Genomic DNA, 18,302 nt, shown 5'->3' with positions numbered 1-18,302 from the left:
GGCCTCAATAGCATCAAAGCCGCGCGTTTGCCACGGTTCCCGGTTTCCGCAAAGGAAGGATCAGCGCTTCTCCCGGATGTCGGTCAGGGTGCGCATCGGCGTGATGGCCTCGGGATCAAGCTTGATCTCGATGATCGACGGCTTGCCGCTCGAGCGCGCGCGTTCGAAGGCGGCGGCGAACTCGTCGGTCTCGCGCACCGTCTCGCCATGGCCGCCATAGGCCCGGGCAAGGGCTGCGAAATCCGGGTTCTTGAGCTCGGTCGCCTCGACGCGGCCGGGATACTCGCGCTCCTGGTGCATGCGGATGGTGCCGTAGATGCCGTTGTTGACGACGATCACGATGATCGGCAGGCCGTATTGCACGGCGGTGGCGAATTCCTGGCCGTTCATCATGAAGCAGCCGTCGCCGGCAAAGGCGATGACCTCGCGCTCCGGGAACAGGCCCTTGGCGGCGACCGCGGCCGGCGTGCCGTAGCCCATCGAGCCGGAGGTCGGCGCGCCCTGCGTTGCGAACCGGCGAAAGCGATGGAAGCGGTGTACCCAGGTGGCGTAGTTGCCGGCGCCGTTGGTGAGGATGGCGTCCTCGGGCAGGACTTTCTCCAGCCAGTTCATGATCGGGCCCATCTGCACCGCGCCCGGACCGGTGAGCGGCGGCGTCGACCATTCGAGATAGGCGGCGTGCAGCGCCTTGGTGGCCTCGGCCCATGCCGGCTTGGCGGCGGGCTTGCGCCTGGCGAAGGCCTCGACGAAGGCCGCGGGCGAGGCGTTGATGGCGATCGTCGGGCGGTAGACGCGGCCGAGCTCGTCGGCGTCGGCATGGACGTGGACCAGCTTCTGGTCCGGGTAGGGGCTCTTGATGAGCGTGTAGTCGGACGACGGCATCTCGCCGAAACGGCCGCCGACGAGGAGCACGACGTCGGCGTCCTTGATCGCCTTGGCGATCTTCGGGTTGACGCCGATGCCGACGTCGCCGGCGTAGTTGTCGTGCAGGTGGTCGAACAGCATCTGGCGGCGGAAGGAGACGCCGACCGGCAGGGACCAGGCCTCGGAGATATTCTTCATGCGCTCGACCGCCTCGGCGTTCCAGCGTGTGCCGCCCAGGATGACGAAGGGGTTCCTGGCGCCGTTGAGCAAGGCTTCGAGCTTCGCCAGCTCCTGTTCGCCCGGGTGCGTCTCGACGGGCGTGGCCGGCAGCGCGACGGGCGCCTCGACCTCGCTGGTCAGCATGTCCTCGGGCAGCGAGATGACGACGGGGCCGGGACGGCCGGAGGTGGCGACGGAGAAGGCGCGCGTGACCAGTTCGGGGATGCGCGCGGCGTCGTCGATCTCGACCACCCACTTGGCGATGTCGCCGAAGAAGCGGCGGTAGTTGACCTCCTGGAAGGCCTCGCGCTCCTTGGCGTGGCTCGCGACCTGGCCGATGAACAGGATCATCGGGATCGAATCCTGCATGGCGATGTGGACGCCGGCCGAGGCGTTGGTGGCGCCGGGGCCGCGGGTGACGAAGCAGATGCCCGGCTTGCCGGTGAGGCGACCGTGGCAATCGGCCATCATCGCTGCGCCACCCTCCTGGCGGCAGACGATGCTGCGGATCCTGGAATCGTGCAGCGCGTCGAGCACCGCCAGGTAGGATTCGCCCGGCACGCAATACATCCGGTCGACGCCATTGGCTTCGAGGGCCTCGACGATCAGCTTTCCGCCGGTCTTCATTTTTCGGTCTTCTCCAGTTCGGCAAGGATTTCCGCGGTGTGCTCGCCGAGCCGTGGCGAGGGGCGGTTGTAGCAAAGCGGCGTCTCGGACATGACCATGGGCGCGCGCACGGAAGGCAGCTTGTTGCCGTGGCCGTCGTCGAGGTCCATGCGCATGCCGCGGGCAATCGCCTGCGGGTCGGCGAATGCCTGGCCGATATTGTTGATCGGACTTGCCGGCACGCCGGCCTTTTCGAGCAAGCCGAGCAGCGCCTCGCGCCCGAAGCCAGAAAGGGCGGCGACCATCTTCTCGCGCAGCGCGACGCGGTTGGCGACGCGGGCCGAGTTGGTGGCGAACAGCGGGTCGGTGGCGATGTTCTCGAGGCCGACGACGGCGCAGAACTTCTGGAACTGGCCGTCATTGCCGACGGCGAGGATGAAGTGACCGTCCTTGACCGGCAGCACCTCGTAGGGCGCGATGTTGGGGTGGGCGTTGCCCATCTGCACCGGCGCATTGCCCGAAACCAGATAGTTGAGGTTCTGGTTGGCGAGCACCGACATCTGGGCGTCGAACAGGGCCATGTCGATGTGCTGGCCCTCTCCGGTGGCCTCGGCGTGGCGCAGTGCCGCCTGGATGGCGATGACCGAATAGAGGCCGGTGAAGATGTCGGTGACGGCGACGCCGACCTTCTGCGGCTCGCCGCCGGCGGGGCCGGTGATCGACATCAGGCCCGACATGCCCTGGACGATGAAATCGTAGCCCGCGCGTGGTGCATAGGGGCCGGACTGGCCGAAGCCGGTGATCGAGCAGTAGACCAGCCTGGGGTTGATCTTTTTCAGGCTCTCATAGTCGAGGCCGTATTTCTTCAGGCCTCCGAGCTTGAAGTTCTCGATCAGCACGTCGGCGCCGGCGACCAGCTTGCGCACCACCTCGGCACCCTCGGGCGTGGCGAAGTCGAGTGCGATGGAGCGCTTGCCGCGGTTGCAGGAGTGGTAGTAGGCGGCCGACAGGTTCCCGCCGTCGTGGCCGGTGACGAAGGGCGGGCCCCATTTGCGCGTGTCGTCGCCGCCGTCGGGATTTTCCACCTTGATGACGTCGGCGCCGAGGTCGGCGAGCAACTGGCCGGCCCAGGGGCCGGCGAGAATGCGGGCGAGTTCGATGACACGGACGCCGCTAAGGGGCGGATTGCTCATAAGGCACCACAGTTCATTTCAGTCGGGCCACGCTCTATCAGGAGTCCTTATGTCCCGCCACCACGTTGCAATGGGCCAGTCGTGCCGTTCATGTGGGCAACGCGCCATCCAGCCAGGCGGCAAAGTCCTGCATGACCACGTCGCGGTTCACCTCGTTGAGGCTTTCGTGGCGGGTCTCGGGGTAAATCCTTGAAACGAGATTCGAAAAGCCCATCCGGCGCATGCGCCGGGCGAGCACTTCTACGGCCTTGCCGCCATCGGTCGCCGGGTCGTGGGCGCCGCCGACGAGGTCGAAGGGCAGGTCCTTGCGCACGGATGCGAAGTTGCGGTCGTCGGCCCCCGTAAAGATCAGCTCGAAGACGTCTGCCCACATCGACACCGAGGCGTCCCAGCCGCAGAGCGGGTCGGCGACATAGGCGTCGACCTCGGCAGGATCGCGCGACAGCCAGTCGAAGTCGGTGCGGCGGCCTGCGATCTTCTTCGCCCAGTCGCCGAAGGTGAGTTTCGGCAGGATGCGGGAGGGGACGTCGGAGCCGAGCCGGAAGCGCTCGATGGCAAGGATCGCCTGGGCCAGGCGGCCGAGCACGCCGGCGGAGAAGTTGGCGTTCCAGACGGCGGCGGCGGCGATGCGGCCGGAATGGCGCAGCACGAAATTGAGCGTAATCAGCCCGCCCATCGAATGGCCGAAGATCGCTACCGGCAAGCCGGGATGATCGGCGGCGATGCGGTCGTGCACGGCGAGCACGTCCGCCAGCACGAGGTCGACGCCGCCCTTGGTGGCGAAGCGCCCGGTCGGGGCATCCGGCGCGCGGGTCGCGCCATGGCCGCGATGGTCGTGGGCGTAGACGTGAAAGCCGCGCGCGGCGAGGAAATCGGCGAAGCGGGCATAACGCGCGGCATGCTCCGCAAGCCCGTGGTTGACCTGCACCACGGCGCGGGCAGGCGCCTCGGCGCGGCGCATGTAAAGATTGAGCTGCGCCCCGGTCGGCGAGGCAAGCGCGATGCGACTGTCGAACGGCATTCTTGTTCCCCTGGCGGGACTGTTGAGGGACAACACCGCAATCGTCAAGCTCATGCCGGGCGCGCCGCACGGCGACAATGTCAGGAGCCGTCGAGGGTGGCCTTGCAGGTCCGGAGTCAGCCCATATATTTCGCTTACCTTCCAGGCCGGTCCGTCCCCGCCGTCCGCGTCTTGCATCCTCCGAACCGCAAGTGACCGCCATGCAGCCGATTATTTCCGTCTCCAATCTTTCCAAGACCTATGCGTCGGGCTTCACGGCGCTGAGGAACGTCAATCTCGATATAGGCCGCGGCGAGATCTTCGCGCTTTTGGGGCCGAACGGCGCCGGCAAGACGACGCTGATCAGCATCATCTGCGGCATCGTCAATCCGTCCGAGGGACGGGTGCTGGCCGACGGCCACGACATCATCAAGGACTATCGCGTGGCGCGCTCGCGCATCGGGCTGGTGCCGCAGGAACTGACCACGGACGCCTTCGAAACGGTATGGGCGACGGTCAGTTTCAGCCGCGGCCTGTTCGGCAAGCCGGCGAACCCTGCCCACATCGAAAAGATCCTCAGGGACCTGTCGCTGTGGGACAAGAAGGACAACAAGATCATCACACTGTCGGGCGGCATGAAGCGGCGCGTGATGATCGCCAAGGCGCTGTCGCACGAACCGCAGATCCTGTTCCTCGACGAGCCGACCGCCGGCGTCGATGTCGAGCTCAGGCGCGACATGTGGGAGGTGGTCCGCTCGCTGCGCGAGACCGGTGTCACCATCATCCTCACCACCCATTACATCGAGGAGGCACAGCAGATGGCCGACCGGGTGGGGGTGATCTCCAAGGGCGAGATCATCCTGGTGGAGGAAAAGGCCGAACTGATGCGCAAGCTGGGCCGCAAGCAGCTGACGCTGCAACTGCAGAGCCAGATCGACACCCTGCCGGCAGCGCTCGCCAGCCATGGGCTGGAACTGGCCGAGGGCGGCCACGAGATCGTCTACACCTATGACACGCAGGGCGAGCGCACCGGGATCACGACCCTGCTCAAGGATCTCAACGACAACGGCATCCGCTTCAACGACCTGCAGACCAAGCAGAGCTCGCTCGAAGAGATCTTCGTCAATCTGGTGAGGGAACGGCGATGAATTATTACGCGATCCGGGCGATCTACCTGTTCGAGATGGCGCGCACCTGGCGCACGCTGCTGCAGAGCATCGTCTCGCCTGTCATCTCGACCTCGCTCTATTTCGTCGTCTTCGGCGCGGCCATCGGCTCGCGCATCAGCGAGATCAACGGCATCAGCTACGGCGCCTTCATCGTGCCGGGGCTGATCATGCTGTCGCTGCTCACCCAGAGCATCTCCAACGCCTCGTTCGGCATCTATTTCCCGAAATTCGTCGGCACGATCTACGAACTGCTCTCGGCGCCAGTGTCCTACATCGAGATCGTCATCGCCTATGTCGGGGCAGCGGCATCGAAGTCGGTCATCCTCGGGCTCATCATCCTGGCGACCGCCTCGCTGTTCGTGCCGCTCAGCATTGCGCACCCTTTCTGGATGTTGGTCTTCCTGGTGCTGACGGCGGTTACCTTCAGCCTGTTCGGCTTCATCATCGGCATCTGGGCCGGCAGCTTCGAGCAGTTGCAGTTCGTGCCGCTCCTGATCGTGACCCCGCTCACCTTCCTGGGCGGCAGCTTCTATTCCATCGACATGCTACCGCCGTTCTGGCGGGCGGTGTCGCTGTTCAATCCGGTGGTCTATCTGGTCAGCGGCTTCCGCTGGAGCTTCTTCGGCATGTCGGACGTCAATGTCGGCATCAGCCTCGGCATGACGCTGGTGTTCCTTGCCGCGTGCCTGACCGCGGTGTGGTGGATCTTCCGGACGGGCTGGCGGATCAAGGTCTGACCGAGGCGGCAGGGCATATTTCGGGCGGCGTGCGATCAATTCGCGCCGACTTCGGCCTGCAGCCATTTCCGGAACGCCTTCATGGACGGCGTTTCCGGCCGCGACTTGAGATGCGTCAGCCAATAGCTGCCGGTCGAGACGGCCGTGCTGAACGGCTGGACGACGCGGCCTTGCTGGATTTTCCGGGTGAACATGGCAACTGGTACGAGGACAACGCCGGCGCCCTGGGCGGCGGCCTCGACCAGCGAAAGCGACGAATCGAACATCCCGCCGCGCAGGGCGGGCGGCTCGAGGCCGGCGGCGCCGAACCAAAGCGTCCACTCGTCCCTGCGGTAGGAGCGCAGCAACTCCTCATTGGCGAGGTCCGCAGGGACTGCGAGCCGCGCGGCGATCGATGGCGAGCAGACGGGGGAAAGCGGGGCGTCCATCAGATGGGATGCTTCGGTGCCGTGCCATGCGCCGTCGCCGAAGCGGATGAAGAAATCCAGGCCATCGAGGAGCATGTCGGCGCGGTTGTTGTTGGTCTTCAGCCGCAGGTCGACATGCGGGTGCTGCTGCTTGAAGGATGTCAGCCGAGGCAGGAGCCAGCCGATGGCGAAGGTCCCGACGACACCCACCGTCAGGATCTCGCGAAAATTGCCTTCCTCGAACTGACTGAGGGTGGCGCTCATGCGGCGGAACGCGTCGGTGAGCACAGGCAGCAAGGCGTGGCCCTCGTCGGTCAGGGCCAGCCCGCGCGGCAGGCGCTTGAACAGCGTCGCGCCCAGCGTCTCCTCGAGCGCCTTGACCTGATGGCTTATCGCCGTCTGCGTTACCCGCAATTCGAGGCCTGCGCGGGTGAAGCCGCCGAGCCGGGCAGAGGCCTCGAAGGCGCGCAGGGCGTTGAGGGGCAATTGCGAAACTTCCATGCGAAGCAATTCTCCGAGGCCAAGTTTTTCTCATGTCTGAGCAGAGAATTGATCATTTGGCGAGGGGCAGGTTCCCGCGTATCGGCCTGGGGAGGCGGCGGACAAATGCAAATGCGAGTATCAGTCATGAAGAATGTTTCCCTTCCCACGCTCGGGATTCTGCTGGCCGGAAGCTTGCTGCTCGGCGCTTCGGCGCAAGCGGCGGACGATGCCGACCCGGCCAAGCTCCGGCGCGTCGTCGATGAGGCGATCCGGCCGGTGCTGGAACAAAACGACGTGCCGGGAATGGCTGTTGCGGTCACGGTCCGGGGGAAGAAGCACTTCTTCAACTACGGCGTCGCCTCGAAAGAGGGTGGACAGAAGGTCTCCGAGAACACGATCTTCGAGATCGGTTCGGTCAGCAAGACGTTTACCGCGACGCTCGGTGCCTATGCGCAGGCGCAAGGAAAGCTTTCGCTTGGCGACCGGGCGAGCAGATACCTGCCGGGGCTTGCCGGCAGCAGTTTCGACCAGATCAGCCTGCTCGACCTCGCCACCTATACGGCGGGCGGGCTGCCGCTGCAGTTTCCGGACGGCGTCTCCGGCGAGACGATGGTCGACTATTACAGGGGCTGGCGCCCGGACTACGCCCCGGGCAGCACCCGGGTCTATTCGAACCCGAGCATCGGGCTGTTCGGCTATCTGGCGGCAAAGAGCATGGGCGAGCCTTTCGACGACCTGATGGAGCAGAAGCTGTTCCCGATGCTCGGCCTGCAGAACACCTACATCAACGTGCCCAAGCAGCGGATGGGCGACTACGCCTTCGGTACTTCGAAGTCCGGCAAGCCCATTCGAGTGTCGCAGGGCTTGCTGGCCTCGGAAGGCTACGGCGTGAAGACGAGCGCGGCCGACATGATCCGCTTCGTCGAGGCGAACATCAATGGCTCAGGGCTGGACGAGGCGCTGCAGCGCGCGATCGCGGCGACGCAAGCCGGCTACTACAAGGTGGGCGACACGACGCAGGGGCTTGGGTGGGAGATGTATGCCTATCCGACCAGCCTGGAGCGGCTGCTTGCCGGCAACTCGACGCAAATGGCGCTCGAACCCAACAAGGTGACCAAGCTTGCGCCGCCGCAGCCGATGCGGGGCGACGTGCTGGTCAACAAGACCGGCTCGACCAACGGTTTCGGCGCCTATGTCGCCTTCGTCCCCTCAAGGGACATCGGCATCGTCATGCTGGCAAACAGGAATTATCCGAACCCGGAAAGGGTGAAGGCCGCGCACCGGATCCTGCAGGCGCTGGACGGGCAGGCCGACTGACGGCTTCACCCGGAAGGAAGAGGGCTCGCCACGCGCCTTGCCGGCGCGAGGCGGGCGCTGCTTTTGCCGTGCGGCGGCGCGCGCTGCCCGAAAGCATTTGCCGTTTCGGGCTGGATCGCCTACATAGCGGCCAACTCTCCACCAACTGAGCAGCAGGATACGCGCGCGTGGCACGCCAGTTCATCTATCACATGTCGGGACTGACCAAGTCCTACGGCACCAAGAAGGTGCTGGATAACCTCAACCTGTCGTTCTACCCGGACGCCAAGATCGGCATCCTCGGCCCGAACGGCGCCGGTAAGTCGACCGTGCTGAAGATCATGGCCGGCCTCGACAAGGAATGGTCGGGCGAGGCCTGGCTCGCCGAGGGGGCTACCGTCGGCTACCTGGCGCAGGAGCCGCAGCTCGACCCGAAGAAGACGGTATTCGAGAACGTCATGGACGGCGTCGCCAAGAAGACGGCCATCATCGAGCGCTACAACGAGCTGATGATGAACTACTCGGACGAGACCGCCGACGAGGGCGCGCGTCTGCAGGACGAGATGGACCGCCTGAACCTGTGGGACCTGGAACAGCAGGTCGAGATGGCGATGGACGCGCTGGGCTGCCCGCCCGGCGACTCCGAGGTCACCAACCTTTCGGGCGGCGAGCGCCGCCGCGTGGCGCTGTGCCGCCTGCTGCTCGAACAGCCCGACCTTCTGCTGCTCGACGAGCCGACCAACCACCTCGACGCCGAGACCACCGGCTGGCTGGAAAAGCACCTGCGCGACTATCCGGGCTCGGTGCTGATCATCACCCACGACCGCTACTTCCTCGACAACGTCACCGGCTGGATCCTCGAACTCGACCGCGGCCGCGGCATCCCATACGAGGGCAACTACACCAAGTACCTGGACGCCAAGGCCAAGCGCCTGATCCAGGAAGGCCGCGAGGACGACGCCCGCCAGAAGGCGATCTGGCGCGAGCGCGAGTGGATCGCCTCCTCGCCCAAGGCACGCCAGACCAAGTCGAAGGCGCGTATCAAGGCCTATGAGGAACTGGTCGAGCAGTCGCAGAACCGCAAGCCGACCGACACGCAGATCGTCATTCCGTCGATCGAGCGCCTCGGCAACCGCGTCATCGAGGTCGAAGGCCTGAACAAGGGCTATGGCGACGAGCTGCTGATCGAAGACCTGACCTTCAAGCTGCCCCCCGGCGGCATCGTCGGCGTCATCGGCCCGAACGGCGCGGGCAAGACCACGCTGTTCAAGATGATCACCGGCCAGGACAAGCCCGATTCAGGCTCGATCCACGTCGGCGAGACCGTCAAGCTCGGCTATGTCGACCAGAGCCGCGACGCGCTCGACCCGAACAAGACGGTCTGGGAAGAGATCTCCGGCGGCGCCGAAGTCATCAAGCTCGGCAAGCACGAGGTCAACAGCCGCGCCTATTGCTCGTCGTTCAACTTCCGCGGCGGCGACCAGCAGCAGAAGGTCGGCAACCTCTCGGGTGGCCAGCGTAACCGCGTCCACCTCGCCAAGATGCTGAAGAACGGCGGCAACGTGCTGCTCCTCGACGAACCGACCAACGATCTCGACACCGAGACGCTGGGCGCGCTCGAGGACGCGCTCGAAGCCTATGCCGGCTGCGCCGTCATCATCAGCCACGATCGCATGTTCCTCGATCGCATGGCCACCCACATGCTCGCCTATGAGGGCGACGCCCATGTCGAGTGGTTCGAAGGCAACTTCGAGGAATACGAGAAGGACAAGGTCCGCCGTCTCGGCGCGGAGGCGACCACCCCGCACCGCATGACCCACAAGCGCCTGACGCGCTGATGCGGAAACTTATCTGATCGGCCGGCTCTTACGCTGGCCGATCATCCTCGTACAAATCGGGGGTCATGGCAAAAACGAGCACGGGGCAGCCACCCGCGCCGCCACCAACTATTCGGGGTCCGAGCTTGTCGAAGTGCGTTGTAGAAGAGCCGGTTCCTGCCGTATTGCGCCCCAGCTGAAATCCATCTCGCTGTAATAAGTCCATCAGGGATGTGGCTCGGGTGACTACAATCCCTAGGTCTGCTACTCGCAGGTCGTACAATAGTCGAAAGTTGTTTAGATCTCGGTCGTAAAAGGGGTCTTTATTATTCCATTCAACTTCGAGCGCAACTTTTCCCTTGAAGCAGTCAACCTTGTGGGTTGGAGAATCACTTCTCGTGCCGTCTACTAGGAAGGCTGTTTCAAATTTTCGTTCGCGCCAACCCATCGCGTATAGTGCGGAATCGATCGCACCGGAGATTGGGCTCTTTCTACCACCGGGGGTAGCCAAGTCACTGTGACGTAGTCGAAAATCACTGAGCACCTGCAGTATTTCCAACCACTCGGCGGTGTGGCCGTGCTCCAAAATGGTTTTTGCATTTCTCCAATCATAGCAATCCCAGCCGGGGATTAGATCAATCTTGTTCAATCATTACTCCGCGGGCTCAACAGTAGAATTATATGCATATGTCTTCCAGGTAGGCTTGTAGCTTTCGTCGGCTTGATTGCCCCAGTACGTCCATCCGGGTCTTGTTCCCCGCGCAAACATTTCCAGGTAGGGGCCCTTTGAGCAGCTTTCAATAAGATCATATTGCTCATCTGGCTTGCGAGAATGCTCGCGTTTACGCGACGACATATAATTTACCTGACTGCGAGCGGGAGCTTCGGTTCGAGCATTCTTTCCGCGGACGCCAAATAACAACAGCTCTGTCACATTGCGGAAGTAGAAGCCAACGCCCCGTCCGTCCGAGCCTCCGTCCTTACGAATTTTATGCCATACAATATTTGCTTTGTACTCGAATCCCCATGAAGTCATCACTCGCAATCCATCGGGCAGTAGGGCGTTAGGAACCCAAAGGTAAAGGTGAGCTGGCTGATAGGTAAGGTCGGCAACAGGGAGTGCGCAGATCGCATCAGTGCTCATAGTCTCATAGCGAGACAGCCGTCGATGCTCGGGCGCAACCTTGCCCGTTCTGTTGATGAATCTCCAGGGCGGGTCTGCCAAAACCGTATGAAACTTCTTCCCGGCAGTACGCCGGACAAGATCGATTGTCGGCTCCAAGGCTTCGGCATTCATAGCAGTTCCCCGCACTTGGGTACGAACAAAAACAGAACAAACTTCATATGTCAACAATGGCTGATTCTTGTTGGGAAGTCCTGTGAGGCGATCGATTTCCCCGTGGACATTGCTGCCATCTGCAGCTTGTTGGCGAGGCGCGACGAGTGCCTGAGGCAAGTGGCCGCCGCTCAGCCCATCAATGCGGCAAGGCGGGCCGGGTCGGGCTCGCGGGCGAGATCGAACATCTCGGCGTGAAAGTCGCCTAACCTTCCCCTGTCCTTGAGGGCGATCGGGAAGTTATGCTTGCGGCAGGGCACGCCGATCCTGCGGCTTGCGGGGGCGATCGCGGCGAGCATGGCCGCGTGGTCGGCGTCTTCCCGGCAGCCCGTACTGTAGAGGAGATAGCTGGGCGTCTGCAGCGGCGAGCGACAGTTGCACAGCGCGTCAAACGCGCCGACCCGCAGGCCCTTCGCCATCGATCCGGGATGCCAGGTAAACCTGCCGCCGACGCTGATCGCCCGGTCGGCGGCCATGAGGTTGCCGGCTCGTATGGCGGGAAATCCGCCCATGCTGGTGCCGTAGGTCATGATCGACCGATAGCCGCGCCGGCGGGCCAGGTCGCCGACGCGCAATGCCAGGTCATGCAGCGACGGGGCAAACCCCTCGATGCCGCCGTCGAAGAATTCGCGCCGGGGATCGGCAAGCTGCAGGAAATCGTGCCCGGCATCGTCCAGATCCTGGAGGAACAGCGACGCGCCCATCATGATGAAGCCATGCTTGGTGGTGAAGCCGACGACCAGATTGGGGGCGCCGCGCCCGGCCGAGTAGAGATTGACGTTGGCTGCGATTTCGGTTCGCGAGAAGCGCGTCAGCGGCGGTTCGGCCGGGCTCATCAGGCCGAAGCGGACGAGATTCTTCGATATGCCGCGCGGCAGCTTCGACCCAAGGCCGGGGGAGGCCGCCTCGGCCGCGACCTCGGAGGCGGTTCGCCTGCGGAACCTAAACACGCGCGGCCGAAATGAGCGCCGCGAGCTCGCCGACATTGGCGCAGCCGTTGACGGCTTCTTCGTCGAGCAGGACACCGAAGCGCTCTTCCAGGCCCATGACGTATTCCATGACGGTGAGGCTGTCGACGTCGAAGGAATCTATCGGATCGGACAGTATCTGCGCGTCCGAGGTGCCGGCGCCGTGGCTCGAGCTGTTCAGGCCGGCGATGTCGCGGAACATCTCGACGCAGGCCCGGCGAATTTCTTCAGTCATGGATGCTCACTCGCGCATATTCGGGGAAGCTGAAGGCATAGTCCCCCGTCCTCATCTTGATCTCACCGATGGCGAAATGCCGTACATTGGTCGCCAGTGCCTTGACCAGGCTGCGCCATATGGCGAGGGTCGCCGGCTTTCCCAGGCAGAGGTGGCGGCCCTTGCCGAACAGCAGATCGGCCTCATCTTCGGAGACGTGATAGGCGGTCGCGTCGATCATCAGCCGGACGCGCTGCCCCTTGCGCACGGCGAGGCCGCCGATTTCCAGGTCCTCGGTGGCTACCCTCTCGATGAAGGGGACGCCCGTCGAGGGCAGATCGTCGGGGTAGGCGATTTCATCCAGGCGCTTGCCGGGGTTGCGCGACAGTGTGTGCCACAATGACAGCGCGATCGAGCCGATGAGGGCGTCGTTGCCGAGGATGTTCATGGCGACGGCGATCTCCGGCGTCGTCGGCAGCCGGGCCTGCTGCCCGGCAAAAGCGCAGGTCATGGCTGCAACCTGGTCATTCACGCCCTTGCGGCGGTTGAGGCTCATCGTCATGTCGAAGACTTGCGAGACGTTCATGTGCTCGACGAGCTCAGATTGCTCCAGGCCGAACCAGAGCGAGAACAATCTGTCGAAGATCGGCATGGCCACGTCGTGCACCAGATCGACTTCGCGTCCGCCGGTGAAGGTTGCCACTGTCAGCGCCGCGATGAAGCCTTCGATGGCACTCAGCTTGCCGCGCGAATCTGCGCCTATGACCGACGCGACCTGTCCGCGGAGATGGCGGTGATGGTCGCCTTCGTTGGCCAGCGGCACATGGTGCAGTGCTGCGATGCTCGCATCGAAATCGATCTTGGTGCGGTCCGCTATCTGGCGGTAATGGTCGGCAAAAGCGATGACCTTGAAACGATCAGAGCGGAATATTTCCGCGATGAGGTCTTTGTCGAAAACACAGATGCATCTTAGCTGTTCGTCGAAACGAAACGGCTGCATTGCTCTATATGCATCAGCTCGGTCAGGGTCGTGATGAATTTTAAGCATTGGCTACTGCCGGGCATGTAACTCACCCCACGTAGCGGATTCAACTTTATGGCTCAAGCTTGTTCGCGTATTTCGTGCATCAGCTTTCACGAATTCAGCGAAAAGTTGGTATTCAAACGCGGGAAGGCTGACGATGATGGCAATGCGAAACCGATTCCGAAATTGCAGGCCATGCGCTAGACGTCAGTAGGATTGTGCAGGCGGTATTCCAGTGACCGCACGAGAATTGGACGGACAGTATTTCATGCATCGCGTCATCATCAGCGGCATCGGCGTCGAAATCCCCGAGGCCTCTATCAGCAACGACGAATTGGTCGCTAGCTTCAACGCCTGGGTCGAAACCGAGAATCTGAAGCGCGCGGCGACCGGCCAGGAGCCGCTGGCCAAGTCCGACAGCGACTTCATCGTCTATGCCTCGGGCGTGAAGCAGCGCCATGTGCATACGCTCGACGGCATCCTCGATCCGGAGCGCATGGCGCCGCGCATTCCGGCGCGCGCCGACGACGCACTTTCGGTGGAAGCGGAGTTCGGGGCCGCATCGGCGCGCAAGGCGCTCGACCATGCGGGGCTGACCGGTGCCGACATCGATATGGTGATCTGCGCGGCCTCGCACCAGCAGCGGCCCTATCCGGCGATCTCGATCGAGATCCAGAAGGAACTCGGCATCGAGGGTGCGGCCTTCGACATGAATCTCGGCTGCTCCTCGGCGGCGGCGGCCCTGCATGTCGCCAACAATCTGGTGCGCGCGGGCGGACAGAAGCGCGTGCTGATCGTCACGCCCGAGATCATCACAGGCCATCTCAATTTCCGCGACCGCCAGACGCATTTCATCTTCGGTGACGCCTCGGTGGCGCTGGTGGTCGAGGCGCTCGGGCCAAAGGAGACGCGGCCGGGCCGCTTCGAGATCCTCGACACGCGCAACTGGACGCAGTTCTCCAACAACATCCGCACCAATTTCGGCTTCCTTTTGAGGGCAGGGCAGGAAAGCACCTCCGTCGTCGAGATGGAGGGCAACATGATCAAGCAGGTCGGCAACAAGGTGTTCAAGGAGGTGACGCACGCGGCGCACCGTTTCATCACCGCCTTCCTGGCCGACCACGGCATGACGCCGTCGGACGTGCGCCGCTTCTGGCTGCACCAGGCGAACGCGCGCATGAACGCGATGATCCTGAAGCTGGCGCTGGGTCACGAGGCCGGCCACGACACCGCGCCCATGGTGCTCGAACGGCTGGGCAATACGGCCGCCGCCGGCGCCATCGTCGCGCTCAAGGAAAACCACCAGGACATGAAGGCGGGCGACCACGGGCTGATCTGCGCCTTCGGCGCCGGCTATTCGATCGGCGGCGCGCTGGTCAGGATGATGTAGCGATCAAAGCCTGTGATGGGAAAGATCAGGCTTTTTGTCTGGATTTTCCGGGCGATGCGGGCCAAGGCTGCGGTCCGAAACCGAGAGGCGAAAGATGCTCGATCCGACGATGCACCGCGAAGGCGAACCCGAAATCCTGCCGGGCAGGAAGCTCGCCGCGCGCGTCGCCGGCGTCTATACGGCACCGCTCGACCATTTCGTCACCCGGGCGGTGGGGACGCTGCCGCTGAGCTTCGAGGGCATCGAAGGCGACTACCACGCCGGCCACACGCGCCGCTCGGGCGGGCGCGAGCCCTGGTATCCGCGCGGCACCAAGATGCGCAACGAGCGGCAATTGTCGATCGTCGCGCCCGACGAATTGGCCATGATCGCCGAGCGCATGGGGCTCGCCGAGGTCCGGCCGGAGTGGATCGGGGCCAATCTCCTGCTCGACGGCGTTCCGATGCTGTCGATGCTTCCGGCGGGCACGATGCTGTTCTTCAAGGGCGGCGTGACCGTCAAGGTCGACGGCCAGAACGCGCCCTGCCGGCTCTCCGGACGCTCGGTTGCCGAGCATGCGCGCATGGCTGACCAGGACGCAGGTTCGCTGCTGTTCCCGAAAGTGTCGCGCCGCCTGCGCGGGTTGGTCGCCTGGGTGGAGAAGCCGGGCGTGATCAGCGCCGGCGAGGAGGTCACCGTGCGCGTGCCGGAGCAGTGGATCTACCGGGCGTAGCTCAAGCCCCGGTTTCCAGCCGGAGAGGGGCAGCTTCGCTTCCCTCGCGCAGTTGGCCGTTCTCGACGTACAGGTATTGTGGTTGTTCGTTGGAGGGGGCGTTGGCAAGTGCGAGCAGGCAATGGGTCAGATCGAAGGCGATATGCAGGCCGCCCACCTTTCGGCGCGTCTGCCTGCCGGAAGCCTCGGAAGCCGGCTAGGATTTTCCCCCGGCGTCGACGCGGTCCGCGGCGGATTCCGCCCGGCACAGCCGCATGAAGGCCCATGCGAGCAGCGACAGGACGCCGAGCATGATGGCGGCGTTGGAGATGTATTTCATCGCATAGGACGGATTGCCGAGGGGGGCGACGACAAAGGAGAAGGCGGCATTGACCACGAGGGCAGCGCCAGCCGCCGCCAGCACGTGCCTTTGCGTCCAGGCAGCGCGGCCGGAAAAATGGAGCAGGAGCGCCCCGGCGAGGAGCAGCGCCGCTGCCGACAGGGCGATCCCGGACCAGGTCGGTGCCGATAGCGTTTGCACGGTCAGGGCTGCCAACGCGAGCAAGCCGATGAACGAGGGGTGCGGCACCCATCCGGCCGCGAGGCTGGAGCGCCGGGGGATCGCGAAGGCGGCGACGGCAAGCAGCAAAGCGATCGCCGCCGTGGCCGCCAGTTGCGTTGGCGTCGCCGTGAACTGCTCGGTCTCGAGATGGTCGTTGAAGACGAGGGCGGCCGCGATCAGGTAGAGGGCCACCATCACGGCCATGCCAGGCTTGCCGAGCCAGGGGCGGCGGGCAAGCCCGGGCACGCAGGATTCGACCACGGCGATCGGCGCGGCGAAGCTCCAGATGATGTGCCCGCCGACGAAGTCCAGCACATGGTTGGCGCTTACCCCGAGGCTTTGAACAAGCGTAGGCCGCCGTTCGGCGTCCCAGTAGGGAATATCGACCTCGCCGCCATATTCGGGATTGAACAGGCTCTGGTCGATCAGCCCCGCCTGGACCAGCCCGAAGGCGCCGCCGAGCAGCAGGATCGACGGCCAGCCCCGCCCGGCCCGCCGCGCGAATTCCCGGATGAGTACCGCGACGGCTCCATATAGTGGCCCGAGGACAAGCAGACCCGCGAGCATCTCCAGGGGGTTGCCGATGCTCTCGGCGTAGCCGATCAAATATTCGGCGCAGATCGGAGACAGAAAGAACAGGCCGACGACCGCCGGCAGGCGCTGCATCCGCGGCGGGCTGGTGGGATCGGGCATCGGAAGCTCCATGGCCGCTTGCCATTAATAGAGTGATTGCTCTATTAATGGCCATGGCGCCTTGGGCTGTCAATGGATACATCTGGACCCAATGCGAACCGTCGACCCCGAAAAACATGCCCTGAGGCGGGCAAACATCGTCGCTGCCGCTGCCGGGGAGTTCGCCGCCAACGGCGTGGACGGCACCTCGACCGCGGCGATCTGCAGGCGTGCCGGAATCGGTTCGGGCACGCTGTTCCATTACTTCCCGACCAAGCGCGACATCTTCCACGCCGTGTTCAGCGACGATTTCGAGCGCAGTGCCGCAATCTACGAGGAAGCGGTGACCGCAGTTCGGGCGGAGGCAGGCCTTGAGCTGCTGGTGGATCACCTCGTGGTCAGCTTGGCGGACCCGCTGGCGCCCGGCCTGATGGCGGCCGCGGTGCTGCAGGCCTATCGCGACGAGGAGTTCGGCCGCCTGCTCGCCGGCGACGAAGCCAGGTTGAGGGCCGCCTTGACCCGCCTGCTGGAGCGGATGGCCGCCGACGGGCGCCGGCTGGCGTTCGGTCCGGACCGGACGGCCCGCTGGATACAGCGGCTGTTCGATGCGAGTTTCCTGGCGATCGGCGACGCAGATTGCGATCCGAGCGTGCAGGCCACCGAACTGAGAAAGACCATCGACTGGCTGACGGGGCGCCAAGGGGCCCGATAGGTGCTCACGCGATCGATCTGGCCGAAGATAGGCGGCGCTTCCGGTAGCGCCTACACATCCTCGTCGCCGGCATCGAGCAGCCGGGTGGCGCGCCAGCGGGTGAGGGTGGCGTTGACCTGGTCGATGACGAAGAAGCGGGCGGAATCGCGGTCGTAGCCTTCCGACAGCAGCTTCTCGTAGTCGGTATGGGCGTGGCGGACATGGGCGACGGTGGCAAGCCACACGGCGATCGACGGCGGCAGCGTCTTCATGTGGACTGCGAGCGAATCGGCGCGGATGACCTCGGTGTCGGCGTAGGGCGCGAGTGGCAGCAGTGCGGTCAGCGCCTTGGCCACGGCGCGCCGGCGGCCGGTGGGGGCCGCCATGCTCAGGCTTCCTTGGTCGGGCGCGTGGCGTCGGGGAAGGCGTCGACCGAGGCGAAATAGGGCTTCAGGTCGATGACAGGCGTGCCGTCGAGCGCATCGATGGCGTCGAGCTCGATTGTGCCGGCCTCGACGTCGAGCGCGACGATCGCCGCGACATGCAGGCCGACCGGGTTCGGCCGCGCTGGCGAACGAAGGGCAAAAACGCCTTTGGCTTCAGTGGCATGGCGCGGTTTCTGGACAATCAGATTCCGCGGCGCCTGCGCAAACCAGCTGAGGACCACGACATGGCTGAAGCCGCCGAGACCGGCGAGGCCGGCGCGATAGGGCACCTCGACCATCACCGTCGCGCCGCCGCCCTTCTCGCGCGCCGCATCCATGTTCTTGGGGCAGTCCTCACGACGCTTCCATGGCGAGCGGATGCGGCCGATGAAGGCCAGGCGGGCATCGTTCGCCTCGGAGGCCGGATCGCCCGCAAGTGCAACCTCGCCCTCGCGCTGCTCGAACATCTGCATGATGACCTCCCACGGCCGCGCCATTTTCTTGCCCGCATGCGACATTGGGCGTTGCAATCATTCTC

19 protein-coding genes are annotated in these 18,302 nt (G+C 64.3%); 7 read left to right on the top strand and 12 right to left on the bottom strand.

The annotated features are described in order from the left end of the window. Positions 1-60: 60 nt before the first annotated feature. From J2X50_RS02775 to J2X50_RS02765, 3 genes are all read right to left on the bottom strand, one after another. Positions 61-1,710: a thiamine pyrophosphate-binding protein gene (locus J2X50_RS02775; RefSeq protein WP_429091238.1), complete on the bottom strand. Its 1,650-nt coding sequence runs from the start codon at positions 1,708-1,710 to the stop codon at positions 61-63. After that, positions 1,707-2,882 (bottom strand): CaiB/BaiF CoA transferase family protein, encoded by a 1,176-nt coding sequence (locus tag J2X50_RS02770; RefSeq protein ID WP_429091237.1) that lies wholly within the window; start codon positions 2,880-2,882, stop codon positions 1,707-1,709. The genes J2X50_RS02775 and J2X50_RS02770 overlap by 4 nt, the downstream gene beginning before the upstream one ends. Before the next feature lie 88 nt (positions 2,883-2,970). After that, positions 2,971-3,903, bottom strand: coding sequence for an alpha/beta fold hydrolase (locus tag J2X50_RS02765; protein WP_429091235.1), 933 nt, complete (start codon positions 3,901-3,903; stop codon positions 2,971-2,973). A 200-nt stretch (positions 3,904-4,103) separates the two neighbouring features. On the opposite strand from J2X50_RS02765, the gene J2X50_RS02760 reads away from it, so the two are divergent. After that, a complete protein-coding gene (locus J2X50_RS02760; protein WP_429091234.1) occupies positions 4,104-5,030 on the top strand; it encodes an ABC transporter ATP-binding protein in 927 nt (308 codons plus the stop codon). Continuing rightward, on the top strand, positions 5,027-5,788 hold the full coding sequence (locus J2X50_RS02755; RefSeq protein ID WP_429091232.1) for an ABC transporter permease: 762 nt from the start codon (positions 5,027-5,029) through the stop codon (positions 5,786-5,788). The genes J2X50_RS02760 and J2X50_RS02755 overlap by 4 nt, the downstream gene beginning before the upstream one ends. Positions 5,789-5,823: 35 nt before the next feature. On the opposite strand, the gene J2X50_RS02750 is transcribed toward J2X50_RS02755, so the two are convergent. Continuing rightward, positions 5,824-6,696 (bottom strand): LysR family transcriptional regulator, encoded by an 873-nt coding sequence (locus tag J2X50_RS02750; RefSeq protein ID WP_429091230.1) that lies wholly within the window; start codon positions 6,694-6,696, stop codon positions 5,824-5,826. 126 nt (positions 6,697-6,822) lie between these two features. Between J2X50_RS02750 and ampC the strand changes: the two genes are divergently transcribed. Beyond that, positions 6,823-7,995 (top strand): class C beta-lactamase, encoded by a 1,173-nt coding sequence (gene ampC / locus J2X50_RS02745; protein WP_429091228.1) that lies wholly within the window; start codon positions 6,823-6,825, stop codon positions 7,993-7,995. A gap of 167 nt (positions 7,996-8,162) precedes the next feature. Next, a complete protein-coding gene (ettA, locus tag J2X50_RS02740; protein WP_429091227.1) occupies positions 8,163-9,812 on the top strand; it encodes an energy-dependent translational throttle protein EttA in 1,650 nt (549 codons plus the stop codon). A gap of 28 nt (positions 9,813-9,840) precedes the next feature. On the opposite strand, the gene J2X50_RS02735 is transcribed toward ettA, so the two are convergent. From J2X50_RS02735 to J2X50_RS02715, 5 genes are read right to left on the bottom strand one after another with little or no spacing between them, the layout of a single operon-like run. Continuing rightward, a complete protein-coding gene (locus J2X50_RS02735) occupies positions 9,841-10,440 on the bottom strand; it encodes a BglII/BstYI family type II restriction endonuclease (RefSeq protein WP_347964993.1) in 600 nt (199 codons plus the stop codon). A 3-nt stretch (positions 10,441-10,443) separates the two neighbouring features. Then, complete coding sequence (locus J2X50_RS02730; protein WP_429091225.1) at positions 10,444-11,247, bottom strand: MT-A70 family methyltransferase; 804 nt, start codon at positions 11,245-11,247, stop codon at positions 10,444-10,446. Positions 11,248-11,258: 11 nt separating this feature from the next. Beyond that, the gene (locus J2X50_RS02725) at positions 11,259-12,077 is read right to left on the bottom strand and encodes a hypothetical protein (protein ID WP_429091223.1); all 819 of its coding nucleotides are present in this window, start codon (positions 12,075-12,077) and stop codon (positions 11,259-11,261) included. After that, positions 12,070-12,330: an acyl carrier protein gene (locus J2X50_RS02720; RefSeq protein WP_429091221.1), complete on the bottom strand. Its 261-nt coding sequence runs from the start codon at positions 12,328-12,330 to the stop codon at positions 12,070-12,072. The genes J2X50_RS02725 and J2X50_RS02720 overlap by 8 nt, the downstream gene beginning before the upstream one ends. Next, positions 12,323-13,357 carry a hypothetical protein gene (locus tag J2X50_RS02715; protein ID WP_429091219.1) on the bottom strand — a complete coding sequence of 345 codons (1,035 nt, stop codon included), beginning with the start codon at positions 13,355-13,357 and terminating at the stop codon, positions 12,323-12,325. The genes J2X50_RS02720 and J2X50_RS02715 overlap by 8 nt, the downstream gene beginning before the upstream one ends. Before the next feature lie 244 nt (positions 13,358-13,601). Between J2X50_RS02715 and J2X50_RS02710 the strand changes: the two genes are divergently transcribed. Further along, positions 13,602-14,723 carry a beta-ketoacyl-ACP synthase III gene (locus J2X50_RS02710; protein ID WP_429091218.1) on the top strand — a complete coding sequence of 374 codons (1,122 nt, stop codon included), beginning with the start codon at positions 13,602-13,604 and terminating at the stop codon, positions 14,721-14,723. A gap of 94 nt (positions 14,724-14,817) precedes the next feature. After that, positions 14,818-15,435 carry an MOSC domain-containing protein gene (locus J2X50_RS02705; protein ID WP_429091216.1) on the top strand — a complete coding sequence of 206 codons (618 nt, stop codon included), beginning with the start codon at positions 14,818-14,820 and terminating at the stop codon, positions 15,433-15,435. 196 nt (positions 15,436-15,631) lie between these two features. On the opposite strand, the gene J2X50_RS02700 is transcribed toward J2X50_RS02705, so the two are convergent. Further along, positions 15,632-16,669, bottom strand: a complete 1,038-nt coding sequence (locus tag J2X50_RS02700) for a hypothetical protein (protein WP_429091214.1) — start codon at positions 16,667-16,669, stop codon at positions 15,632-15,634. Between the two features lie 91 nt (positions 16,670-16,760). On the opposite strand from J2X50_RS02700, the gene J2X50_RS02695 reads away from it, so the two are divergent. Continuing rightward, positions 16,761-17,360 (top strand): TetR/AcrR family transcriptional regulator, encoded by a 600-nt coding sequence (locus tag J2X50_RS02695; protein ID WP_429091212.1) that lies wholly within the window; start codon positions 16,761-16,763, stop codon positions 17,358-17,360. A gap of 50 nt (positions 17,361-17,410) precedes the next feature. Here J2X50_RS02695 and J2X50_RS02690 read toward each other — a convergent pair whose 3' ends face one another. Both J2X50_RS02690 and tsaA read right to left on the bottom strand, forming a co-directional pair. Continuing rightward, a complete protein-coding gene (locus J2X50_RS02690; RefSeq protein ID WP_429091210.1) occupies positions 17,411-17,725 on the bottom strand; it encodes a DUF2293 domain-containing protein in 315 nt (104 codons plus the stop codon). A gap of 2 nt (positions 17,726-17,727) precedes the next feature. Further along, a complete protein-coding gene (tsaA, locus tag J2X50_RS02685) occupies positions 17,728-18,231 on the bottom strand; it encodes a tRNA (N6-threonylcarbamoyladenosine(37)-N6)-methyltransferase TrmO (protein WP_429091836.1) in 504 nt (167 codons plus the stop codon). Between the last annotated feature and the right edge of the window lie 71 nt (positions 18,232-18,302).

It is taken from the genome of Aminobacter sp. BE322 (genome assembly GCF_050433525.1).
Classification (GTDB): domain Bacteria; phylum Pseudomonadota; class Alphaproteobacteria; order Rhizobiales; family Rhizobiaceae; genus Aminobacter.
This window is presented reverse-complemented; position numbering and strand designations above follow the sequence as displayed.

Excerpts from the sequence above, each read along its gene's own strand:
- tsaA (WP_429091836.1), bottom strand. The coding sequence starts at position 18,231 with ATGTTCGAGCAGCGCGAGGGCGAGGTTGCACTTGCGGGCGATCCGGCC.
- J2X50_RS02690 (WP_429091210.1), bottom strand. The coding sequence starts at position 17,725 with ATGGCGGCCCCCACCGGCCGCCGGCGCGCCGTGGCCAAGGCGCTGACC.
- ampC (WP_429091228.1), top strand. The coding sequence starts at position 6,823 with ATGAAGAATGTTTCCCTTCCCACGCTCGGGATTCTGCTGGCCGGAAGC.
- J2X50_RS02695 (WP_429091212.1), top strand. The coding sequence starts at position 16,761 with ATGCGAACCGTCGACCCCGAAAAACATGCCCTGAGGCGGGCAAACATC.
- J2X50_RS02720 (WP_429091221.1), bottom strand. The coding sequence starts at position 12,330 with ATGACTGAAGAAATTCGCCGGGCCTGCGTCGAGATGTTCCGCGACATC.
- J2X50_RS02770 (WP_429091237.1), bottom strand. The coding sequence starts at position 2,882 with ATGAGCAATCCGCCCCTTAGCGGCGTCCGTGTCATCGAACTCGCCCGC.
- J2X50_RS02775 (WP_429091238.1), bottom strand. The coding sequence starts at position 1,710 with ATGAAGACCGGCGGAAAGCTGATCGTCGAGGCCCTCGAAGCCAATGGC.
- J2X50_RS02715 (WP_429091219.1), bottom strand. The coding sequence starts at position 13,357 with ATGCTTAAAATTCATCACGACCCTGACCGAGCTGATGCATATAGAGCA.
- J2X50_RS02750 (WP_429091230.1), bottom strand. The coding sequence starts at position 6,696 with ATGGAAGTTTCGCAATTGCCCCTCAACGCCCTGCGCGCCTTCGAGGCC.
- J2X50_RS02765 (WP_429091235.1), bottom strand. The coding sequence starts at position 3,903 with ATGCCGTTCGACAGTCGCATCGCGCTTGCCTCGCCGACCGGGGCGCAG.
- J2X50_RS02760 (WP_429091234.1), top strand. The coding sequence starts at position 4,104 with ATGCAGCCGATTATTTCCGTCTCCAATCTTTCCAAGACCTATGCGTCG.
- J2X50_RS02755 (WP_429091232.1), top strand. The coding sequence starts at position 5,027 with ATGAATTATTACGCGATCCGGGCGATCTACCTGTTCGAGATGGCGCGC.
- J2X50_RS02705 (WP_429091216.1), top strand. The coding sequence starts at position 14,818 with ATGCTCGATCCGACGATGCACCGCGAAGGCGAACCCGAAATCCTGCCG.
- J2X50_RS02700 (WP_429091214.1), bottom strand. The coding sequence starts at position 16,669 with ATGCCCGATCCCACCAGCCCGCCGCGGATGCAGCGCCTGCCGGCGGTC.
- J2X50_RS02710 (WP_429091218.1), top strand. The coding sequence starts at position 13,602 with ATGCATCGCGTCATCATCAGCGGCATCGGCGTCGAAATCCCCGAGGCC.